Annotated in this window: 20 protein-coding genes; 14 read left to right on the top strand and 6 right to left on the bottom strand. The window is 68.1% G+C overall.

The genetic code is table 11. The features are described from left to right. Positions 1-75: 75 nt before the first annotated feature. The 7 genes from ABZ412_RS31615 to ABZ412_RS31585 are packed head-to-tail and all read left to right on the top strand — an operon-like array spanning position 76 to position 6,451. Positions 76-918, top strand: coding sequence for a metalloregulator ArsR/SmtB family transcription factor (locus ABZ412_RS31615; RefSeq protein ID WP_357287577.1), 843 nt, complete (start codon positions 76-78; stop codon positions 916-918). After that, a complete protein-coding gene (sufB, locus tag ABZ412_RS31610) occupies positions 915-2,351 on the top strand; it encodes a Fe-S cluster assembly protein SufB (protein ID WP_357287575.1) in 1,437 nt (478 codons plus the stop codon). Before ABZ412_RS31615 ends, sufB begins: the two co-directional genes overlap by 4 nt. Further along, on the top strand, positions 2,351-3,529 hold the full coding sequence (sufD, locus tag ABZ412_RS31605; protein WP_357287573.1) for a Fe-S cluster assembly protein SufD: 1,179 nt from the start codon (positions 2,351-2,353) through the stop codon (positions 3,527-3,529). The genes sufB and sufD overlap by 1 nt, the downstream gene beginning before the upstream one ends. A gap of 56 nt (positions 3,530-3,585) precedes the next feature. Then, the gene (gene sufC / locus ABZ412_RS31600; RefSeq protein ID WP_357287570.1) at positions 3,586-4,359 is read left to right on the top strand and encodes a Fe-S cluster assembly ATPase SufC; all 774 of its coding nucleotides are present in this window, start codon (positions 3,586-3,588) and stop codon (positions 4,357-4,359) included. A 2-nt stretch (positions 4,360-4,361) separates the two neighbouring features. Continuing rightward, entirely contained in the window at positions 4,362-5,615 is a 1,254-nt protein-coding gene (locus ABZ412_RS31595) for a cysteine desulfurase (protein WP_357287567.1), read from the top strand. Positions 5,616-5,618: 3 nt separating this feature from the next. Beyond that, positions 5,619-6,092 (top strand): Fe-S cluster assembly sulfur transfer protein SufU, encoded by a 474-nt coding sequence (gene sufU, locus ABZ412_RS31590; protein ID WP_357287565.1) that lies wholly within the window; start codon positions 5,619-5,621, stop codon positions 6,090-6,092. A gap of 2 nt (positions 6,093-6,094) precedes the next feature. After that, on the top strand, positions 6,095-6,451 hold the full coding sequence (locus tag ABZ412_RS31585) for a metal-sulfur cluster assembly factor (protein WP_357082950.1): 357 nt from the start codon (positions 6,095-6,097) through the stop codon (positions 6,449-6,451). Positions 6,452-6,509: 58 nt separating this feature from the next. Here ABZ412_RS31585 and ABZ412_RS31580 read toward each other — a convergent pair whose 3' ends face one another. Further along, positions 6,510-7,100, bottom strand: a complete 591-nt coding sequence (locus tag ABZ412_RS31580) for a TetR/AcrR family transcriptional regulator (RefSeq protein WP_357287562.1) — start codon at positions 7,098-7,100, stop codon at positions 6,510-6,512. A gap of 46 nt (positions 7,101-7,146) precedes the next feature. On the opposite strand from ABZ412_RS31580, the gene ABZ412_RS31575 reads away from it, so the two are divergent. The 4 genes from ABZ412_RS31575 to ABZ412_RS31560 all read left to right on the top strand — a co-directional run bounded on the left by ABZ412_RS31575 (position 7,147) and on the right by ABZ412_RS31560 (position 9,464). Continuing rightward, positions 7,147-7,488, top strand: a complete 342-nt coding sequence (locus ABZ412_RS31575; protein WP_357287559.1) for a cytoplasmic protein — start codon at positions 7,147-7,149, stop codon at positions 7,486-7,488. A 64-nt stretch (positions 7,489-7,552) separates the two neighbouring features. Continuing rightward, positions 7,553-8,215, top strand: a complete 663-nt coding sequence (gene lexA / locus ABZ412_RS31570) for a transcriptional repressor LexA (protein WP_357287556.1) — start codon at positions 7,553-7,555, stop codon at positions 8,213-8,215. A 52-nt stretch (positions 8,216-8,267) separates the two neighbouring features. Then, the gene (locus ABZ412_RS31565; RefSeq protein WP_357287554.1) at positions 8,268-8,726 is read left to right on the top strand and encodes a DUF4189 domain-containing protein; all 459 of its coding nucleotides are present in this window, start codon (positions 8,268-8,270) and stop codon (positions 8,724-8,726) included. A 111-nt stretch (positions 8,727-8,837) separates the two neighbouring features. Further along, positions 8,838-9,464 carry a hypothetical protein gene (locus ABZ412_RS31560; protein WP_357287551.1) on the top strand — a complete coding sequence of 209 codons (627 nt, stop codon included), beginning with the start codon at positions 8,838-8,840 and terminating at the stop codon, positions 9,462-9,464. A 2-nt stretch (positions 9,465-9,466) separates the two neighbouring features. Here the strand turns inward: ABZ412_RS31560 and ABZ412_RS31555 are convergent, their stop codons facing one another. From ABZ412_RS31555 to ABZ412_RS31540, 4 genes are all read right to left on the bottom strand, one after another. Then, on the bottom strand, positions 9,467-10,468 hold the full coding sequence (locus ABZ412_RS31555; protein WP_357287549.1) for a hypothetical protein: 1,002 nt from the start codon (positions 10,466-10,468) through the stop codon (positions 9,467-9,469). A 276-nt stretch (positions 10,469-10,744) separates the two neighbouring features. Then, the gene (locus ABZ412_RS31550) at positions 10,745-11,236 is read right to left on the bottom strand and encodes a hypothetical protein (RefSeq protein ID WP_357287547.1); all 492 of its coding nucleotides are present in this window, start codon (positions 11,234-11,236) and stop codon (positions 10,745-10,747) included. 30 nt (positions 11,237-11,266) lie between these two features. After that, positions 11,267-11,845 carry a GNAT family N-acetyltransferase gene (locus ABZ412_RS31545; RefSeq protein WP_357287544.1) on the bottom strand — a complete coding sequence of 193 codons (579 nt, stop codon included), beginning with the start codon at positions 11,843-11,845 and terminating at the stop codon, positions 11,267-11,269. 31 nt (positions 11,846-11,876) lie between these two features. Continuing rightward, positions 11,877-12,776, bottom strand: a complete 900-nt coding sequence (locus ABZ412_RS31540) for a Ku protein (RefSeq protein WP_357287541.1) — start codon at positions 12,774-12,776, stop codon at positions 11,877-11,879. An 89-nt stretch (positions 12,777-12,865) separates the two neighbouring features. Between ABZ412_RS31540 and ABZ412_RS31535 the strand changes: the two genes are divergently transcribed. Further along, positions 12,866-13,990, top strand: coding sequence for a sulfite oxidase (locus tag ABZ412_RS31535; protein ID WP_357287538.1), 1,125 nt, complete (start codon positions 12,866-12,868; stop codon positions 13,988-13,990). Positions 13,991-14,006: 16 nt separating this feature from the next. Here the strand turns inward: ABZ412_RS31535 and ABZ412_RS31530 are convergent, their stop codons facing one another. Then, complete coding sequence (locus ABZ412_RS31530; protein ID WP_357287535.1) at positions 14,007-14,996, bottom strand: diiron oxygenase; 990 nt, start codon at positions 14,994-14,996, stop codon at positions 14,007-14,009. A 292-nt stretch (positions 14,997-15,288) separates the two neighbouring features. Between ABZ412_RS31530 and ABZ412_RS31525 the strand changes: the two genes are divergently transcribed. Then, positions 15,289-16,884, top strand: a complete 1,596-nt coding sequence (locus tag ABZ412_RS31525) for an FAD-binding protein (protein WP_357287532.1) — start codon at positions 15,289-15,291, stop codon at positions 16,882-16,884. Continuing rightward, positions 16,881-17,237 carry a ferredoxin family protein gene (locus ABZ412_RS31520; RefSeq protein WP_357287529.1) on the top strand — a complete coding sequence of 119 codons (357 nt, stop codon included), beginning with the start codon at positions 16,881-16,883 and terminating at the stop codon, positions 17,235-17,237. The genes ABZ412_RS31525 and ABZ412_RS31520 overlap by 4 nt, the downstream gene beginning before the upstream one ends. Positions 17,238-17,387 lie beyond the last annotated feature (150 nt).

Raw genomic sequence — 17,387 nt, 5'->3', positions numbered from 1 at the left:
GTGTGCCAGCTCACATGCGATGCCATATTCCCAGGTCGCGCATTTTCGGTCAGGGGACCCTTACTGGATCGAGGAATGGAATTCCGTCACACTTGTGTTGTGAAAACCGTGGGTTTGCGGAACGCGGAACAAACCGGGCACCAGCACGACGGTGCCCGGTCTGTTGTCGTGTCCGGGCCGGCGGGTGAGGGACACACGCGCGAAGCCGTCGTCAAGCTGCTGTTGGAGGAGGGCCCGATCACCGCGACCGCCATCGGCGAGCGGCTGGGTCTGAGTCCGGCGGGCGTGCGGCGGCATCTGGACGCGCTCATCGAGTCCGGTGAGGCGCAGGCGACCAGGTCGGCGCCGTGGCAGCAGAAGGGCCGCGGCCGTCCCGCCAAGCAGTACCAGCTGACGGCCACCGGCCGGGGCCGCCTCGCGCACGCCTACGATGACCTCGCCGGAGCGGCCATGCGGCAGTTGCGGGAGATCGGCGGCGATCAGGCCATCGCCGATTTCGCGCGCAAGCGGGTGGCGGCCATCGTGGCCGGGGTCGGCGATCTCGCCGTCCACGCCCCGGCCGAGACCGAGGCCAAGGCGGAGGAGATCGCGGAAGCGTTCACCGACGCCGGGTTCGCGGCCTCGACCCGGAAGGTCGGCGCCGGGGTGCAGATCTGCCAGCACCACTGCCCGGTCTCGCACGTCGCCGAGGAATTCCCGGAGTTGTGCGCGGCCGAGCTGGAGGCCTTCCGCGCGATTCTCGGCACGCATGTGCAGCGCCTGGCGACCATCGCCAACGGTGACTGCGCCTGCACCACGCACGTTCCTCTCATTGCTTCGCCCGCTATGCCCGATACCGCTCCCGAAAGTTCCGCCCAGACCCCCGTTGCGCAGCCCGCAACGACTTCTACACATGACTCCGGAAGGAGTGCCGAATGACGACGACCACCGACCAGGTGCAGCCGCTGTCCCAGGAAGAGACCATCGCGTCCCTGGGTACCTACGAGTACGGCTGGGCCGACAAGGATGTCGCCGGTGCCGCTGCCAAGCGCGGACTGTCCGAGGACGTCGTGCGCGACATCTCGGCCAAGAAGAGCGAGCCCGAGTGGATGCTCGACTTCCGCCTCAAGGCACTGCGCATCTTCGACAAGAAGCCCATGCCGCACTGGGGCTCCAACCTCGGGGGCATCGACTTCGACAACATCAAGTACTTCGTGCGCTCGAGCGAGAAGCAGGCCGCGTCCTGGGAAGAGCTGCCCGAGGACATCAAGAACACCTACGACAAGCTGGGTATCCCGGAGGCCGAGAAGCAGCGTCTCGTCGCCGGTGTCGCCGCCCAGTACGAGTCCGAGGTCGTCTACCACTCCATCCGTGAGGACCTGGAGAAGCAGGGCGTCATCTTCCTCGACACCGACACCGGTCTCAAGGAGCACCCGGAGCTGTTCCAGAAGTACTTCGGCTCGGTCATCCCCTCGGGTGACAACAAGTTCTCCGCGCTGAACTCCGCGGTGTGGTCGGGTGGCTCGTTCATCTACGTGCCGCCGGGCGTGCACGTGGACATCCCGCTGCAGGCGTACTTCCGCATCAACACCGAGAACATGGGTCAGTTCGAGCGGACGCTGATCATCGTCGACGAGGACGCCTACGTCCACTACGTCGAGGGGTGCACCGCGCCCATCTACTCCTCGGACTCGCTGCACTCGGCGGTCGTGGAGATCATCGTGAAGAAGGGCGGCCGCTGCCGCTACACCACGATCCAGAACTGGTCGAACAACGTCTACAACCTGGTGACCAAGCGCGCCAAGGCCGAGGCCGGCGCGACCATGGAGTGGGTCGACGGCAATATCGGCTCCAAGGTCACCATGAAGTACCCGGCCGTGTGGATGACCGGCGAGTACGCCAAGGGCGAGGTGCTCTCCATCGCGTTCGCCGGTGAGGGCCAGCACCAGGACACCGGTGCGAAGATGCTGCACCTGGCGCCGCACACCTCCTCGAACATCATCTCCAAATCGGTGGCGCGCGGCGGTGGCCGGGCTTCGTACCGCGGCCTGGTGCAGGTGAACAAGGGCGCGTACGGCTCGAAGTCGACCGTGAAGTGCGATGCGCTGCTGGTGGACAACATCTCCCGCTCCGACACCTACCCCTACGTCGACATCCGCGAGGACGACGTGACCATGGGCCACGAGGCGACCGTCTCGAAGGTGTCCGAGGACCAGCTGTTCTACCTGATGTCCCGCGGTCTGACCGAGGACGAGGCGATGGCCATGGTGGTGCGCGGCTTCGTGGAGCCCATCGCCAAGGAGCTCCCGATGGAGTACGCCCTGGAACTGAACCGACTGATCGAACTGCAGATGGAAGGAGCCGTCGGCTGATGGCCGTCGACAATGTTGCCGAGGCCGCTGAGGCTCGTACTCCCGCGTTGAACAAGGGTGAGGTCTTCGCCTCGTTCGACGTCAACGCCTTCGAAATCCCTTCGGGCCGTGACGAGGCGTGGCGCTTCACTCCGATGCGCCGCCTCAACGGCCTGCACGACGGCACCGCCGTCCGTGACGGTCAGGCCACCGTCGAGGTGAGCGCGCCCGCCGGCGTCACCGCCGAGACCGTGGACCGCACCGACGCTCGCCTGGGCCAGGGCGGCACCCCCACCGATCGGGTCGCCGCTCAGGCGTACTCCGGTTTCGAGGCCGCCACCGTCGTGTCGGTCGGCTCGGAAACCGAAGTGGCCGAACCGGTTACCGTGACCATCACCGGTCCGGGCGCGGGCAAGGTCGCCTTCGGCCACACCCAGATCCGCCTGGGCAACTTCGCGCGCGCCACGGTGGTCGTCGACCAGCGGGGCAGCGGAACCTACGCGGAGAACGTGGAGTTCATCCTCGGTGACAGCGCCGCGCTGAACGTGATCGTGGTGCAGGACTGGGCCGATGACGCCGTGCACGTCACCGCGCACCACGCCATGCTGGGTCGCGACGCCGTGTTGCGCCACACCAATGTCACCCTCGGCGGCGATCTGGTGCGCCTGACCGGCAATGTCCGCTACGCGGGCCCGGGCGGCGACGCCGAACTGCTGGGCGTGTACTTCGCCGATGACGGCCAGTTCTTCGAGCAGCGCCTGCTGGTCGATCACTCGCAGCCCAACTGCAAGTCGAACGTGCAGTACAAGGGTGCGCTGCAGGGTGATCCGACCTCGGACAAGCCGGACGCGCACACCGTGTGGGTCGGCGACGTGCTGATCCGAGCGGCCGCCGAGGGCACCGACACCTACGAGCTGAACCGCAACCTGGTGCTCACCGACGGTGCGCGCGCCGACTCGGTGCCGAACCTGGAGATCGAGACCGGCGAGATCATCGGGGCCGGACACGCCTCGGCCACCGGCCGTTTCGATGACGAGCAGCTGTTCTACCTGCGTTCGCGCGGCATCCCGGAGGAGGTCGCCCGCCGTCTGGTGGTGCGCGGCTTCTTCTTCGAGGTGCTGCAGAAGATCTCCGTCCCCGAGGTCCGGGAGCGGCTCGAGGCGGCCATCGAGGCCGAGCTCGCCGCTGTCGGAGCTTGATGGGCGCCGTCGGCGCCTGACACCAACTTCCCATCCCCGCAAAGGAATCCGATTCGATGACCACCCTGGAAATCAAGGACCTGCACGTCGAGGTCGCCAGCCCGGACGAGAACGCCGAGCCCATCAAGATCCTCAAGGGCGTGAACCTGACCATCAAGTCGGGCGAGACCCACGCCATCATGGGCCCCAACGGCTCCGGCAAGTCGACCCTGTCCTACGCCATCGCCGGGCACCCCAAGTACACCGTCACCCAGGGCTCGATCACCCTGGACGGTGAGGACGTGCTGGAGATGTCGGTCGACGAGCGCGCCCGCGCCGGCCTGTTCCTGGCCATGCAGTACCCGGTCGAGGTGCCCGGCGTCTCGGTCTCGAACTTCCTGCGCACCGCCGCCACCGCCATCCGCGGCGAGGCCCCCAAGCTGCGCACCTGGGTCAAGGAAGTCAAGGAGGGCATGGCCGAGCTGGAGATCGATCCGGCCTTCGGCGAGCGCTCGGTCAACGAGGGCTTCTCCGGCGGTGAGAAGAAGCGCCAGGAGATCCTGCAGCTGAGCCTGCTCAAGCCGAAGATCGCCGTGCTCGACGAGACCGACTCGGGCCTCGACGTCGACGCGCTGCGGATTGTTTCCGAGGGTGTGAACCGTTACAAGGAGCGGGAGACCGGCGGCATCCTGCTGATCACCCATTACACCCGCATCCTGCGCTACATCAAGCCCGACTTCGTGCACGTGTTCGTGGGCGGCAAGATCGTCGCCGAGGGCGGCGCCGAGCTGGCCGAGGAACTCGACGCGAACGGCTACGTGCGCTTTACTTCAGCTGCTGTAGGAGCCTGAATATGACCAGCACCGTGGGGACTCTCGACATCGCCAGGATCCGGGCCGACTTCCCGATCCTGAGCCGGACCGTGCGTGACGGGAAACCGCTGGCGTACTTGGATTCCGGTGCGACGTCGCAACGTCCGCTGCAGGTGCTCGACGCCGAGCGGGAATTCCTGCTCGAGCACAACGCGGCCGTGCATCGCAGCGCGCACCAGCTCGCCGAGGAGGCCAACGAGGCCTACGAGGCGGCGCGCGCTGCGATCGCGGCGTTCGTCGGCGCCGGCCCGGACGAGATCGTGTACACCAAGAACGCGACCGAGTCGCTGAACGTGGTGGCCTACGCCTTCTCCGACGACCGCTTCCCGTACCACGTGGGTCCCGGTGACGAGATCGTCATCACCGAGCTCGAGCATCACGCGAATCTCGTTCCGTGGCAGGAGCTCGCGCGCCGCACGGGTGCGACGCTGAAGTGGTACGGCGTCACCGACGACGGCCGCATCGACCTGGATTCGCTCGAATTGTCGCCCGCCACGAAGGTGGTCGCGTTCACGCATCAGTCGAATGTGACCGGCGCGGTCGCCGATGTCGCCGAATTGGTGCGCCGGGCAAAGGAAGTCGGCGCGATCGTCGTGCTGGACGCCTGCCAGTCGGTGCCGCACATGGGCGTGAACTTCAAGGAACTGGGCGTCGACTTCGCCGCCTTCTCCGGCCACAAGATGCTGGGCCCCTCGGGTGTCGGCATCCTGTACGGCCGCCGGGAGCTGCTCGAGGACACCCCGCCGTTCATCACCGGCGGCTCCATGATCGAGACCGTGTTCATGGATCACTCGACCTTCGCCCCGCCGCCGCAGCGGTTCGAGGCGGGCTCGCAGATGATCTCGCAGGTCGTCGGATTGGGCGCTGCCGTCAAGTATCTCGGCAATGTGGGTATGGAAGCCGTTGCGGCGCACGAGCACACGCTCGTCAGCGCGGCCCTCGAGGGTCTCGACGCGATCGACGGTGTCCGGATCATCGGCCCGACCGAGAACGTGAACCGCGGTGGCGCGGTGTCGTTCCTGGTCGACGGTGTCCACGCCCACGATGTCGGCCAGATCCTCGACGACCAGGGTGTCGCCATCCGTGTCGGTCACCACTGCGCGTGGCCGCTGCACCGCCGTTTCGGTATCGCCGCTACCGCCCGGGCCTCCTTCGCGCTGTACAACACGCTCGACGAGGTCGATCAGCTGGTGGCCGCGGTGCGGAAGGCCCAGAGCTTCTTCGGAGTTGCATAGACCATGCGCATGGAGCAGATGTACCAGGAAGTGATCCTGGACCACTACAAGCACCCGCACCACCGGGGGCTGCGTGAGCCCTTCGGCGCCGAGGTGCACCACGTCAACCCGACCTGCGGTGACGAGGTGACCCTGCGCGTGCACATCGACGGCAACGGCGATGTGCGGGACGTGTCCTACGACGGTCAGGGCTGCTCGATCAGCCAGGCCTCCACCTCGGTGCTCACCGATCAGGTCATCGGCCTGCCGGTGCAGCAGGCGCTGAAGGTGGTCGAGGAGTTCGACGCGATGATCACCGGCCGCGGCACCGTCGAGGGTGACGAGGACGTGATCGGCGACGGTGTCGCGTTCGTCGGCGTCGCCAAGTACCCCGCCCGCGTGAAGTGCGCGCTGCTGGGCTGGATGGCGTTCAAGGACGCCGTGGTGCGGATAGCCTCGGCCGAGGAAGCCAAGAAGACGATGGGCAACGGGGAGTAGCGATGAGCGAGACAGAGCAGCAGACCAAGGAACTCACTCCCGAGGAGCTGCAGCACCTCGACGACATGGAGGAGGCGATGCGTGACGTCGTCGACCCCGAACTCGGCATCAATGTCGTCGATCTGGGCCTCGTCTACGGCATGGCCTTCGAGGACGGCATCGCCAAACTCGACATGACCCTGACCTCCCCGGCCTGCCCCCTCACGGACGTCATCGAGGACCAGTCCCGCAACGCCCTGGTCCGCTCCGGCCTTGCCGAGGACCTGCAGATCAACTGGGTCTGGATGCCCCCGTGGGGCCCCGACAAGATCACCGACGACGGCCGCGAGCAGCTGCGCGCACTCGGCTTCACGGTGTAGACAGAACGCACTCCGACGATGCGGACCGATCCCTGGTGGATCGGTCCGCATCGTCGTTTCAGCGTCCCAGCGCCTCGTTCAGGAGGGCTCTGGCTGTGGCGCAGAGGATTTCGGCGGCCTCGGGGTGTGGGAGGGCGGCCACGTCGACGAGCCAGATGAAGGATTCGATGCCGGTGGCGGATCGGATGGCGATGGCCAGGCGGTGGACGTCGATGTCCGGGTGAGTGATTCGCAGAGGTTCCAGCGCGTGTTCGAGCCAGCCGATCACCCGGCCGCGGCGGAGTGGGGAGGGGTTGCCCGCGGCGGGGTCCAGGGACAGGCGCAGGGAGGTGCGTAGCTCGGGTTCCCACTCCAGGTTGATGCGGACGCATTCGCGCATGACGAGGTCCAGGCGTTCGCGCGGGTCGGTGGGGGCGGGATCGGGGAGCAGGGTTTCCCGGTCGATCTCGGGGCGTACGGCCGCCAGGAGGGCGCGCTGGTTGGGGAAGTAGCGGTAGGCGGTGGTGCGGGAGATGTCGGCGGCCTGCGCGGCGTCCTCGACCGTCGGTATCGCGCCCTGCGCCAACAGTTTCCGGGTCGCGGTGATCAGGGCCGTGCGGGTGCGGGATTTCTGGTTGGTGCGCCCGGTGTTCTCATATGGTACGGCCATGCCCATGATGGTACTCTGATCCCATATCGAGTCCCGGAGGGCTGCTATGAGCACCGATCCCGCTGTCGTGAATCCGGACCTGTACCGGGTCGTCTTCGAGAACGAGCGGGTGCGGGTGCTGGAATACCGCGACAAGCCCGGTGACCGCACATCGCCCCACAGTCATCCCGACAGCGTCCTGTACCCCTTGAACTCCTTCCGACGTCGGATCACCGCCAATGGGGAGCAGGTGGAGGTGGAGCTCACTGCGGGGCAGGTGCGGTGGCTCGGAGCGCAGGAGCATTCGGGTGAGAACATCGGCGAGGGGGAGACCCACGCGCTGTTCATCGAACTCAAGGAGCCCGCGCCGGCGGCCGGGGACACGGTGCTCGGGCCTTCCGGGATGTAGCGCGCTGGCGTGTTCCGGCCGGTCGTGCCGGGGTTGGAGCGGCGACTCACCGTACGATTCTTCGGTGACCTATGACGACTTCGACGGATTCGAGCATCTCGACACCTCCACGTTGCCCGAACGCCAGCAACGCATTCTGTGCAGCATTCGGGATTGGGTGCAGCGGCACGGGTATTCGCCGAGCACTCGGGAGATCGGGGACTCGGTCGGCCTGAAGTCGGCGTCATCGGTCTCGAGACATTTGCGTGAGCTGGAGGAGCGCGGGTTCCTCAAGCGCAGTGAGTCGGTGACGCGTCCCATGGACGTGCGGCTGTTCCTGCGGGCGTCCGCGCCCGCGCGGCAGCGGGACGATAACTCGGTGCCGGTGCCGGTCGTCGGCGATATCGCGGCCGGTACCCCGATCCTGGCGGAGGAGCACACCGACGATGTGCTCTCGCTGCCGCGGGAGCTGGTGGGCCGCGGCACCGTGTTCGGTCTGCGGGTGCGCGGCGACTCCATGGTCGACGCCGCCATCTGCGACGGAGACATCGTCGTGGTGCGCAAACAGCACGAGGCGCACACCGGCGAGATCGTGGCGGCCATGATCGACGGCGAGGCCACGGTCAAGGTCTACAAGCGCGCGAACGGGCATGTCTACCTGGAGCCGCGCAATCCCGCGTACCCGGTGATCGATGGTGACAATGCCCAGGTACTGGGTAAGGTCGTCTCGGTCATGCGCCGGGTCTGAGCGTCTGGCATGATGACCGCCGTTATCACCATCCATCCCCGGGGAGTATCGAATGTCGTTGCTGCGCAAGGCCGGTGTCGGCCTCGCCGTTACGTCGATGGCCGCGATGGGCACCGTGTCCGCCGGATCCGCCTCCGCGGCGGAGAACGGCGAGCCGGTCTTCATCGTGACCTCCGGTGACCTGTACGGCGCGCTGGCGCTGTCCAAGAGCACCGGGAACGTCGCGTATGCCGTGAACTACGGCAGCTGGGACGCCGCGGACTCCTCCGCGGTCAGCCAGTGTGGCGGCGGCGACTGTGCCGTCGTCGTGCACTTCGCCAACGCTTGTGGCGCGGTCGCCCAGGGCGCCGACACCCGCTTCGGCTGGGCGTGGGCGCCGTCCAAGGTGGAGGCCGAGTCGGCCGCCATCAATGTGCTCGGCAAGAGTGCGCCGGGTTTCCCGGACACGGGTTCGTCCTCGCCGCGTCAGGCCAAGGTCATTCTCTCGGCCTGCACCGACAACGCGAGCTGACGTTTCGCGAAACACCCATGCGCCACACCGGATTCGTCCGGTGTGGCGCTGTTTTGTTTGCGGGAGTCCATTTTCCAGCAACACGCCGGGCTCGGCGGCGATGATTTCCCCGTGGACGACATCACCTACGAGGACACCCGCTTCGCGTTGCACGCGGCGGCCGAACTGCTGATCGCCGGTCCGCAGTATCGCCGGTTCGGCAGCATCCGCATGCGCATCGTGCTGGGTGGATTCACCGGCATGAAGTGGCCGGTGTCGGTGACGGGCACCGATCTGGTGTGGCCGCAGGGCCGGACCCGCCTGCACGGCACCTACAGTGACCTCGCCTCGACCGCCGGTTTCGAGGCCGACGGCCCGCCGGACGGGCTGTATTCCGACGGCACCCGGATGGATCCGGACGAGCCGTTCAAGGTCGACTCCGAGGCCGCCACCGCCGTACACGACTGGTTCGCGGTGGGGGACACCGCATTACGCCGCTTCGCCGCCGAACAGCAGCCGGTGCTGTGGCCCGAGCACTTCGACCTGTCGGTGGCGGTCGACGAGGTGAATTACGGTGTCTCCCCGGGCGACTGGGACAACCCGACGCCGTACGCCTACGTCGGCCCGTGGACCCGCCGTCGCGGCGAGTTCTGGAACGCGCCCTTCGGAGCCGTGCGGCCCCGCGCCGAAGTGGCGACGGTGCAGAGCCTCATGGATTTCTTCCGCGAGGGCAGAGCCCATGCGGCACAGGACGACTGACGTCAGCGGTAGTGGACTTTCAGGACGTCCCCGCCCTCGGTGCCGAGCACGAGCGTGCGTGCCGGGGCCGGGGCGACGGCCACGGAGGTGAGCGGCTGGCCCGACAGCAGGGTGCAACTGGTGTGCGCGACCGGATCCGCGAGCACCAATTGCCCGCTGCCGGTGGCGATGTAGAGCAGCCCGTCGACGATCGCGAGGTCGTCGGGGAGCAGTGGGCCGGACAGGGGAGCGGGGGCCAGATCCACGGCCACCGTCGCCCGCGTGGGATCGTCGATCGGCAGGGCGACGATCCGCGCGGTCGGGCTCTCCAGCAGCGTCACGTAGAGGATGCCGTTCGCGGCGACGATACCGTCGGCTCCGAGGCCGAGGGCCGCCAGCGCCGTGTGGCTGCGGGCGGTCCAGTCGGCGTCGACGCTGCCGTCCGGCCGGATCCGCACCACGGAGTTCGCGGAGGTGTCGGCCACGTACAGGGCGCCATCGGGGTCGAAGGCCGCGCCATTGGCCTGACCGAGCCCGGACGCGAACACCTCGGGCGTCGGGTCGGTGGCGGCCGGATCGAACCGCACCACCCCGCTGCCTCCCGAGAGACCGGAGAGCGGCGAATTGCCGAAGGTCACGTACATCAGCCCGTCCGGCCCGCGCCGGACCGCGCCGGGACCCCGGACCGGCACACTGGCGACCAAATGGGCGTCCCCGTCGTACTTCTCCACCACATCGCGCTGCGCGCGCGAGACCCAGAAGCTCTCGGTCGCCTCGTCGAACGTCAGGTTCTCCGACCAGTCGAGCAGCGGAGCGCGGGTGGGCAGCGCCACCCGCGCCTCGGTGGGCGCGCAGGAAACCGATCCCGCGATGGGTGGTGGCGCGTCGGCGGCGGCCCGGGTGCCCGTTCCGACCGGCCCACTCGCCACGGCCGTCATGGCCAGCAGGGTGGCGGCACCCGCGACGAGGCGGCGTCCCCGAGAGTCCGACTGCGGTGCAACCGCTTTCGGTAGCCGATCGGGCATCGAAGCACTTCCCTTCGTCGGGCGATGATCGCGGCCAGCGTATATCGGCCATTCCGGTCCAGCAATGCAGGTCGGGGCCCAGCGAGTCGAACCGGCCCAGCGACCTGAATTGTCGAGCGGTGGGGCCCGGCCGGTTGTCGCGACCGTGGGGTGGTCGCGGCTACCCGCCGTGGTTTCCGCCGTGCGAGTGCTCGAGCGGGTTGGTGACCCCACGGGTGGCCGGGCGGCTCCTTGGTGGTGCCGTCGTCGACCAGCTCGCAGTTGACGTATGTGCCGCTACGCGGATGGGTGCGTGGGCAGCGGTTCGGTGGACTGATCGGCCAGCGCGGCTTCGACATTGGCGAGTCCGGCGCGCACGCCGAGGCCGTAGCCGTCCTCGTCGAGCGCGTCCAGGCGGGCGTGGGCGGCGGTCAGATGCCGCCGAGCGGTGTCGAAAGCGCCGAGCCGGCGGTAGTTGTCGGCCAGATTGAGGTGGAGCGAGGGGTAGAAGCCACGCACGCTCAGGCCCGCGTGATGGGCCTGAGCGCGTTCGTCGGTGAGCGAGTCGGCGGCGTCGAGGGCGCGGATGTCCCAGGTGAGGGCGTCGGCCGCGTGGTCCTGCAGGTCGGCCAGGAAGTGCGCCAGCGACACTCGGTGCAGGGGGTCGCCGCCCGCCCCGATCTCGTCCCACAACGAGGTCAGCTGTTCGCGAGCCGTCGCTGGATCACCTTGGCGTCCAAGGGTTACGGCGTCGTTGATGGCGGTCATGGTCGGATCGGGGGCGGTCATGACGGCGACCGTAGCGGGAGGGACCGACAACTAGCGGGCGGGCCGCCCGTGGCGTCCGTCGCCGGTGATGCGGCCGCGCCGGATGAGGTCGCGTTTGGTGCCGGGGCCGAGGGTGATCTGTTCGTCCTCGCCGGCCACGCGGTCGTCGGGGTTGGGGCACACGAACAGTGTGACGGTGGTGCCTTCGGAGAATCCGTTGCGGCGCATCATGGCCGCGGAGGCGGTGTTGTGGATCTCGACGTCGGTGACGATGCGGGCCGCACCGTGCCGGAACAGCAGGTCGCAGCAGGCGGTCATGAGCTTGCTGGCGACACCGCGCCCCTGCACCTCGGGGGAGACGGCGATCCACTCGAGGTACGCCCAGTCCTCGCGGAGCTCGAATTCCATGGAGGCCAGCACGAATCCGACCACCTGATCCGAATCCACCGCCACCCAGCAGGATTTGCCCGCGCTGTCGAGGTGTTCGGCGACCGAGGTCAGCGACCACGACGTGTAGGGCTTGGCCTGGGTGTCGAACACCTGGTAGCCGAGGTCGATGACCTGCCGCAGATGTCCGAGCCCCATGGGCACGATGGCGATGTCCGGGTGGATGGATATGTCGGGATCCATGCCGCTAGTTTGCCAGGTGGGTGCTGGAGGGTCAGGCACCCTTGCGGGCCTGCTTGGCCGGAGCCTTCTTCGCGGCTTTCTTGGCCGGCTTCTTCTCGGCGGCCTTCTTGGCGGGGGCGGCCTTCGCGGCCGGGGCCGATCCGGTCTTGCGCCCGGACGCCTCGAGGCTGCGCTGCAGGGCCGCGACCAGGTCGACGACCTCGGCGTCCATCTCCGGGGCGGCCGCTTCCGGCGCCCGGGTGACCTTGCTGGAGCCGCTGGCGATGGCCTCGTCGAGCAGCTTCTTCAGCTCGATCTGGTATTCGTCCACGTAGAGGCCGGGATCGAAGTCGTCGGACAGCGTGTCGACGAGGGTCTCGGCCATCTTCAGTTCCTGCGACTTGGGTTCGGCGACGCCCTCGAGCTTGTCGAAGGCCACCGACCGCACCTCGTCGGGCCACAGCAGGGTCTGCAACACCATCACCCCGTCACGGACGCGCAGCGCGGCCAGCCGCGTCTTCTGCCGCAGGGTGAAATGCACCAGCGCCACCCGGTCCACTCGTTCGAGGGTCTTGGCCAGCAGCACATACGCTTTGGGCGTGGTGGAATCGGGTTCCAGATAGTAGCTCTTGTCGAAGAGAATCGGATCGATCTGTTCCGAGGGCACGAATTGCAACACTGGAATTTCGTGCTTCTCCGCGGCCGGCAGTTTCGCGAAGTCCTCATCGGTGAGAATCACCCGATCACCGTCGGGCGATTCATAGGCCCGATCGATATCGGAATACTGCACCGGCTGCCCGTCGACGGTGCACAGCCGCTCGTATCGAATCCGCCCGCCGTCCGCGGCGTGCACCTGGTGGAACTTGATGTCGTGGTCCTCCGTGGCGGTGTACACCTTCACGGGGACATTGACCAATCCGAACGCGATGGAGCCCTTCCAAATGGACCGCATAGTCCGATCGTAACTTGGGCAGCGGTTTCAGACCGGGAATGCCATTGACTCCCGCCACGATCGAGGCGTGCGGGCGCGATAATGAGCCGATGGGTCGTCGACTCGCTGATTCGAGCACCCGCGCTCGGCTGGCCGCCCCCGACGAGGGCATCGGCCTGGATGAGCTCGCGCTCGCGGGCCGCAATCACGGGCTGCCGCTCGAGGCGCTGCGGTACGACGTCACCCCGCAGGGCCTGCATTACGTGCTGACGCACTTCGACATCCCCTTCGTCCCGCCGAACGAGCCCTGGCAGCTGAAGATCGCGGGCCGGGTGCGGCGTCGGTTGCGGCTGGATGTGGCCGCCCTGAAGGCGCTCCCGCAGGTCACCACGCGGGTGACGCTCGAATGCGCGGGCAATGGCCGGGCCTTGCTGACACCGCGTCCGGTGAGTACGCCCTGGCTGCTCGGGGCGGTCGGCACCGCCGAGTGGACAGGTGTGCCGTTGCGGCTGTTGCTGACGGAGGCCGGTGTGGAGGCGGACGCGGTCGAGGTGGTCTTCACCGGCGCGGATCACGGGGTGGAGTACGGGGTCGAACAGGACTATCAGCGGGCGCTGCCGGTCGAGGTGGCCCTGGGTGCCGAGCCGGAGGTGCTCGTCGCCTATGAGATGAACGGGGCGCCGCTGCCGCCGCAGCACGGCTATCCGGTCCGGCTGATCGTGCCCGGCTGGTATGGCATGGCGCACGTGAAGTGGCTGCGGGAGATCACGGTGACCGACACTCCGTTCACCGGGTACCAGCAGGCGGTGGCGTATCGGATACGGCAGGAGGCCGGTGAGGCGGGCGAGCCGGTGACCCGGATCGTGCCGCGCGCGCTGCTGGTTCCGCCCGGCTTCCCGGATTACATGTCGCGATCGCGGGTGGTGCGACCGGGCCCGGTGCCGCTCGAAGGGCGCGCCTGGTCGGGCCGGGCGCCGGTCACCCTCGTCGAGGTGAGTACCGATGGCGGGCAGAGTTGGCGGGAGGCGCGGCTGGATCCGGACCAGGGCCGCCGATGGGCTTGGCGGCGCTGGCATTTCGACTGGATAGCGGCCCCGGGCGACTATGTCCTCAGCGCCCGGGCGACCGATGCCGATGGCAACACCCAGCCGCTGGAGCCGCCCTGGAATCACGGCGGATTCGTCGTGAATCCGGTCCAGCGGGTCCCGGTGCTGTGCCTGGAGGCCAACGAGTGACCGGAACCCGTCGGGGTCAGGCGACCCGGCGGTCGGGTTCGCTGCGGTAGCGCGAGTGGTCGCCGTCGATGCCGAGGGTCTTCCACAGCCGCTTGGTGACCGGGTTCATCAGGCCCAGTTCGTCCGCGAGGGAACGCATGTCGCCGAAGTAGCCGGTCAGGATCTTCGACGCGGTCGGGGACTGCCAGAACGCTTCCTTGATGACCTCGCGCGGAATGTCGAAGGTGCGCGCGAATTCCGGCGGCGGGGCCATGATCTCCCCGGCGAGCCAGCGCATGGCGAGCGGGAAGGCGATGCCGCAGAGATTCTGGTACATCGGGCTGCGTCGCGGGATGTGCCGTTTCAGGAACTCGTTGGCGAAGGAGATGTGCCGGGCTTCCTCGGCGATATGGATCTCCATGCAGCGCACCACCGCGGGCGGCAGATTCGCGCCGTTGCGGATGACGGCCTTCTGATAGTGGTCGATCGGTTCCTCGCCGCCGAGAATGCCGATGAACAGAATCGGCCAGGCATATCCGCCGGCAACTCCGATGAGCGGTGAGAGTTTCCGGAAGAAGGGCCGCATTCCCGGAACATCGACGCCGATCCGGTTCACCAGCTCCTGGAACATCTGGATGTGGTTGCACTCCTCGGTCATCTCGTGGAGGCAGTAGCGAAACTCCGGCGACCCGTTGGGCAGCTTCATGATGTACTGCATCATTCCGCGGATCAGGATGCTCTCGAAGGCCGCGCCGACCTTGATGGCATTGGCGATCCGCCACTTGCCGATCTCGATCTGCCGTTCGATCGGCTGGTCCCGATACCACCGGGTCGCGCCGAGCGGGTCGATATCGGGTTGCAGCACCCAGCGCGGATCGTGCGGGTCGATCGCGAATTCGGGGGAGTCCCAGGGGATGTCGAGATACGGATCGAACCGGCGGTACACCGATCCCTCCGACAGGGTGTGCAGCACGTCCGCGTATTCACGTGCCTCGGTTCCGGTGCCCGACCTCGTCGTCAGAGCCATCATTGCCTCCTCGTCTGTGTACCGCGCCGCCCGGGCGTCGGGCGGGGGCCGTTCCTGTGCGGCGCGACACACTCAACGGTAAGTGCTAACCACGGTTACATACAACCCTGAATGTATGCGTGTCCGCGTGGCGGTCGATCGTGTGCTGGTCGGGCAGCCGCGCCGAGCGCAAGCGGTTTGCCACGATGTGGGAAATTCGGCCGCCAAAGGATCGGCCTGATCGCAACCCTTCGGCGAGGGTGATCGGCCGTCTTACCGTTCCGGCACCAACTCTCCCGGGAGGACTGTGCCGATGAGCGAACCATGGCAGACCAGGACCGACGTGCTGGTGATCGGCGGCGGACCCGCCGCGTGCTGGGCGGCGGTGCACGCCCGGGAAGCGGGGGCGGAGGTGGTGCTGGTCGACAAGGGCTACTGCGGAACCAGTGGCGCCACAGCGCCTTCGGGTACCGGCGTCTGGTACGTCGCCCCCGAGACCACCGCCCGCGCCAAGGCGAAGGCCAGTCGCGAGGCGCTGGGCGGGCATCTGGCCGACCACTATTGGATGGACCGGGTCCTCGATCAGACCTACGTGAACATGAACCGGCTCGCCGTCGAGGGCCGCTATCCGTTCCCGGCCGATCCCGAGACCGGCGAACCCTTGCTCACCGGCGTGCAGGGCCCGGAGTACATGCGGCGCATGCGCGCCTGGGTGAAACGGCTCGGCGTGCGGATCCTGGACCACGCCCCGGCACTGGAACTGCTGGTCGATGCCGACGGCGTGGTGCGCGGGGCCGCCGGATATCAGCGGCATGCCGAGCGGGATTATCGCGTGGTGGCGGGCGCGGTCGTGCTGGCCACCGGTGGCTGTGCCTTCCTGTCCCGGGCGCTGGGCACCAATGTCGACACCGGTGACGGCGCGCTCATGGCGGCCGAGGCCGGGGCGCGGTTCTCGGGCATGGAGTTCTCCAACGCCTACGGCATCGTGCCCAAGGGCTCGACCATCACCAAGACCGCCTATTACGGCTACGCGACCTTCTTCCACGCCGACGGCCGGGTGCTCGAGGGCGCGGGGTCGGCGCAGGGGCGGTCGGTGATCGCCCGGACCCTGTTGTCGGAGCCCGTCTTCGCGCAGCTGGACCGGGCCGACGCCGACGTGCGGGCCAGGATGCGACTGGGGCAGCCCAACTTCTTCCTCCAGTTCGACCGCCGGGGGATCGACCCGTTCACCGAGCGGTTCGAAGTGGACCTGCTCGCCGAGGGCACGGTGCGCGGCACCGGCGGGATCGATGTCGTCGACGACGACTGCGCGACAACGGTTCCCGGCCTGTACGCGGCGGGCGACGCGGCGACCCGGGAGCGGATCTGCGGCGGATTCACCGGCGGCGGCAGCCACAATTCGGCGTGGGCCATGTCGTCGGGGAGCTGGGCGGGCGCGGGCGCGGCGCGGTTCGCGCTCCGCTCCGGTCGGGTCGATTCTGCCGCAGTCCAGGGCATCGGACGGGTCGGACTGCGGCCCGAGACAACCGAATCGGTGTCCGCGGACGAGGTCGTGACGGACGCGCAGCACGAACTGATCCCGTTCGAGAAGAACTATCTGCGCCACGGTGACCGCATCAGGCCCGCACTGGCCGAACTCGACGCCCTCTGGGAGCGGGCCGCGCGTGGCCTCGGCGGCGGGTCCGGCGTGGACCGGGTCCGCGCCCGGCAGGCCGCCGCCATCACCGCGGTCGGTCGCCTGATGTACCGATCCACCTTGGCGCGCACGGAGACTCGCGGTATGAGCAAACGCGCGGACCATCCGGAGCTGGATCCGGGCCAGCACCACCACATCCTGTCCGGCGGTCTCGGCGAGGTGTGGACCGCGACGTCGGCGACCGCACCCGTATCGGCGGCGGTGGCGTCATGATCGAGTTGGTGCGCGCCGAGGACTGCATCGCCTGCGACAAGTGCGTCGACGTCTGCCCGACCGACGTCTTCGACCGCACCGAGAGCGGAATCCCGCTCATCGCAAGGCAATCCGACTGCCAGACCTGCTTCATGTGCGAGGCGTACTGCCCGGCCGACGCCCTCTACGTCTCGCCCGACGCCGCCCCGCTCGCGGACCGCGACGCGATCCCCGAATCCCACATCGGCCGCTACCGCGAGCAGCTCGGCTGGGGAAAGGGCCGCGCCCCGGGCAGTCTCGTCGCGGTCGGCCCGGCTCTGCCGCACGGCGCACTGCCGCCCCGGCTGATCGAGCCCGGACGATCGTCCACATGACCGAGACGTCGCCGATGCCGAACGTCCTCGCCGCCCTCGGCAGCTCGAACCCGGCAGCGGACAGGGTGCTGTAGCCGAGATCAGCACTGGCGCAACCAGATACACGCGCCCGTCGAGGCCATCGCCGGAATGCCGATTATCCGGCGGCGG

Source organism: Nocardia sp. NPDC005746 (assembly GCF_040630785.1).
In the GTDB taxonomy this organism is placed as follows: Bacteria; Actinomycetota; Actinomycetes; order Mycobacteriales; family Mycobacteriaceae; genus Nocardia.
The sequence above is the reverse complement of the archived record's forward strand: the minus strand, read 5'-3'. Positions and strand labels throughout refer to the sequence as shown.

Excerpts from the sequence above, each read along its gene's own strand:
- ABZ412_RS31615 (WP_357287577.1), top strand. The coding sequence starts at position 76 with ATGGAATTCCGTCACACTTGTGTTGTGAAAACCGTGGGTTTGCGGAAC.
- sufB (WP_357287575.1), top strand. The coding sequence starts at position 915 with ATGACGACGACCACCGACCAGGTGCAGCCGCTGTCCCAGGAAGAGACC.
- sufD (WP_357287573.1), top strand. The coding sequence starts at position 2,351 with ATGGCCGTCGACAATGTTGCCGAGGCCGCTGAGGCTCGTACTCCCGCG.
- sufC (WP_357287570.1), top strand. The coding sequence starts at position 3,586 with ATGACCACCCTGGAAATCAAGGACCTGCACGTCGAGGTCGCCAGCCCG.
- ABZ412_RS31595 (WP_357287567.1), top strand. The coding sequence starts at position 4,362 with ATGACCAGCACCGTGGGGACTCTCGACATCGCCAGGATCCGGGCCGAC.
- sufU (WP_357287565.1), top strand. The coding sequence starts at position 5,619 with ATGCGCATGGAGCAGATGTACCAGGAAGTGATCCTGGACCACTACAAG.
- ABZ412_RS31585 (WP_357082950.1), top strand. The coding sequence starts at position 6,095 with ATGAGCGAGACAGAGCAGCAGACCAAGGAACTCACTCCCGAGGAGCTG.
- ABZ412_RS31580 (WP_357287562.1), bottom strand. The coding sequence starts at position 7,100 with ATGGCCGTACCATATGAGAACACCGGGCGCACCAACCAGAAATCCCGC.
- ABZ412_RS31575 (WP_357287559.1), top strand. The coding sequence starts at position 7,147 with ATGAGCACCGATCCCGCTGTCGTGAATCCGGACCTGTACCGGGTCGTC.
- ABZ412_RS31565 (WP_357287554.1), top strand. The coding sequence starts at position 8,268 with ATGTCGTTGCTGCGCAAGGCCGGTGTCGGCCTCGCCGTTACGTCGATG.
- ABZ412_RS31555 (WP_357287549.1), bottom strand. The coding sequence starts at position 10,468 with ATGCCCGATCGGCTACCGAAAGCGGTTGCACCGCAGTCGGACTCTCGG.
- ABZ412_RS31550 (WP_357287547.1), bottom strand. The coding sequence starts at position 11,236 with ATGACCGCCCCCGATCCGACCATGACCGCCATCAACGACGCCGTAACC.
- ABZ412_RS31545 (WP_357287544.1), bottom strand. The coding sequence starts at position 11,845 with ATGGATCCCGACATATCCATCCACCCGGACATCGCCATCGTGCCCATG.
- ABZ412_RS31540 (WP_357287541.1), bottom strand. The coding sequence starts at position 12,776 with ATGCGGTCCATTTGGAAGGGCTCCATCGCGTTCGGATTGGTCAATGTC.
- ABZ412_RS31535 (WP_357287538.1), top strand. The coding sequence starts at position 12,866 with ATGGGTCGTCGACTCGCTGATTCGAGCACCCGCGCTCGGCTGGCCGCC.
- ABZ412_RS31530 (WP_357287535.1), bottom strand. The coding sequence starts at position 14,996 with ATGGCTCTGACGACGAGGTCGGGCACCGGAACCGAGGCACGTGAATAC.
- ABZ412_RS31525 (WP_357287532.1), top strand. The coding sequence starts at position 15,289 with ATGAGCGAACCATGGCAGACCAGGACCGACGTGCTGGTGATCGGCGGC.
- ABZ412_RS31520 (WP_357287529.1), top strand. The coding sequence starts at position 16,881 with ATGATCGAGTTGGTGCGCGCCGAGGACTGCATCGCCTGCGACAAGTGC.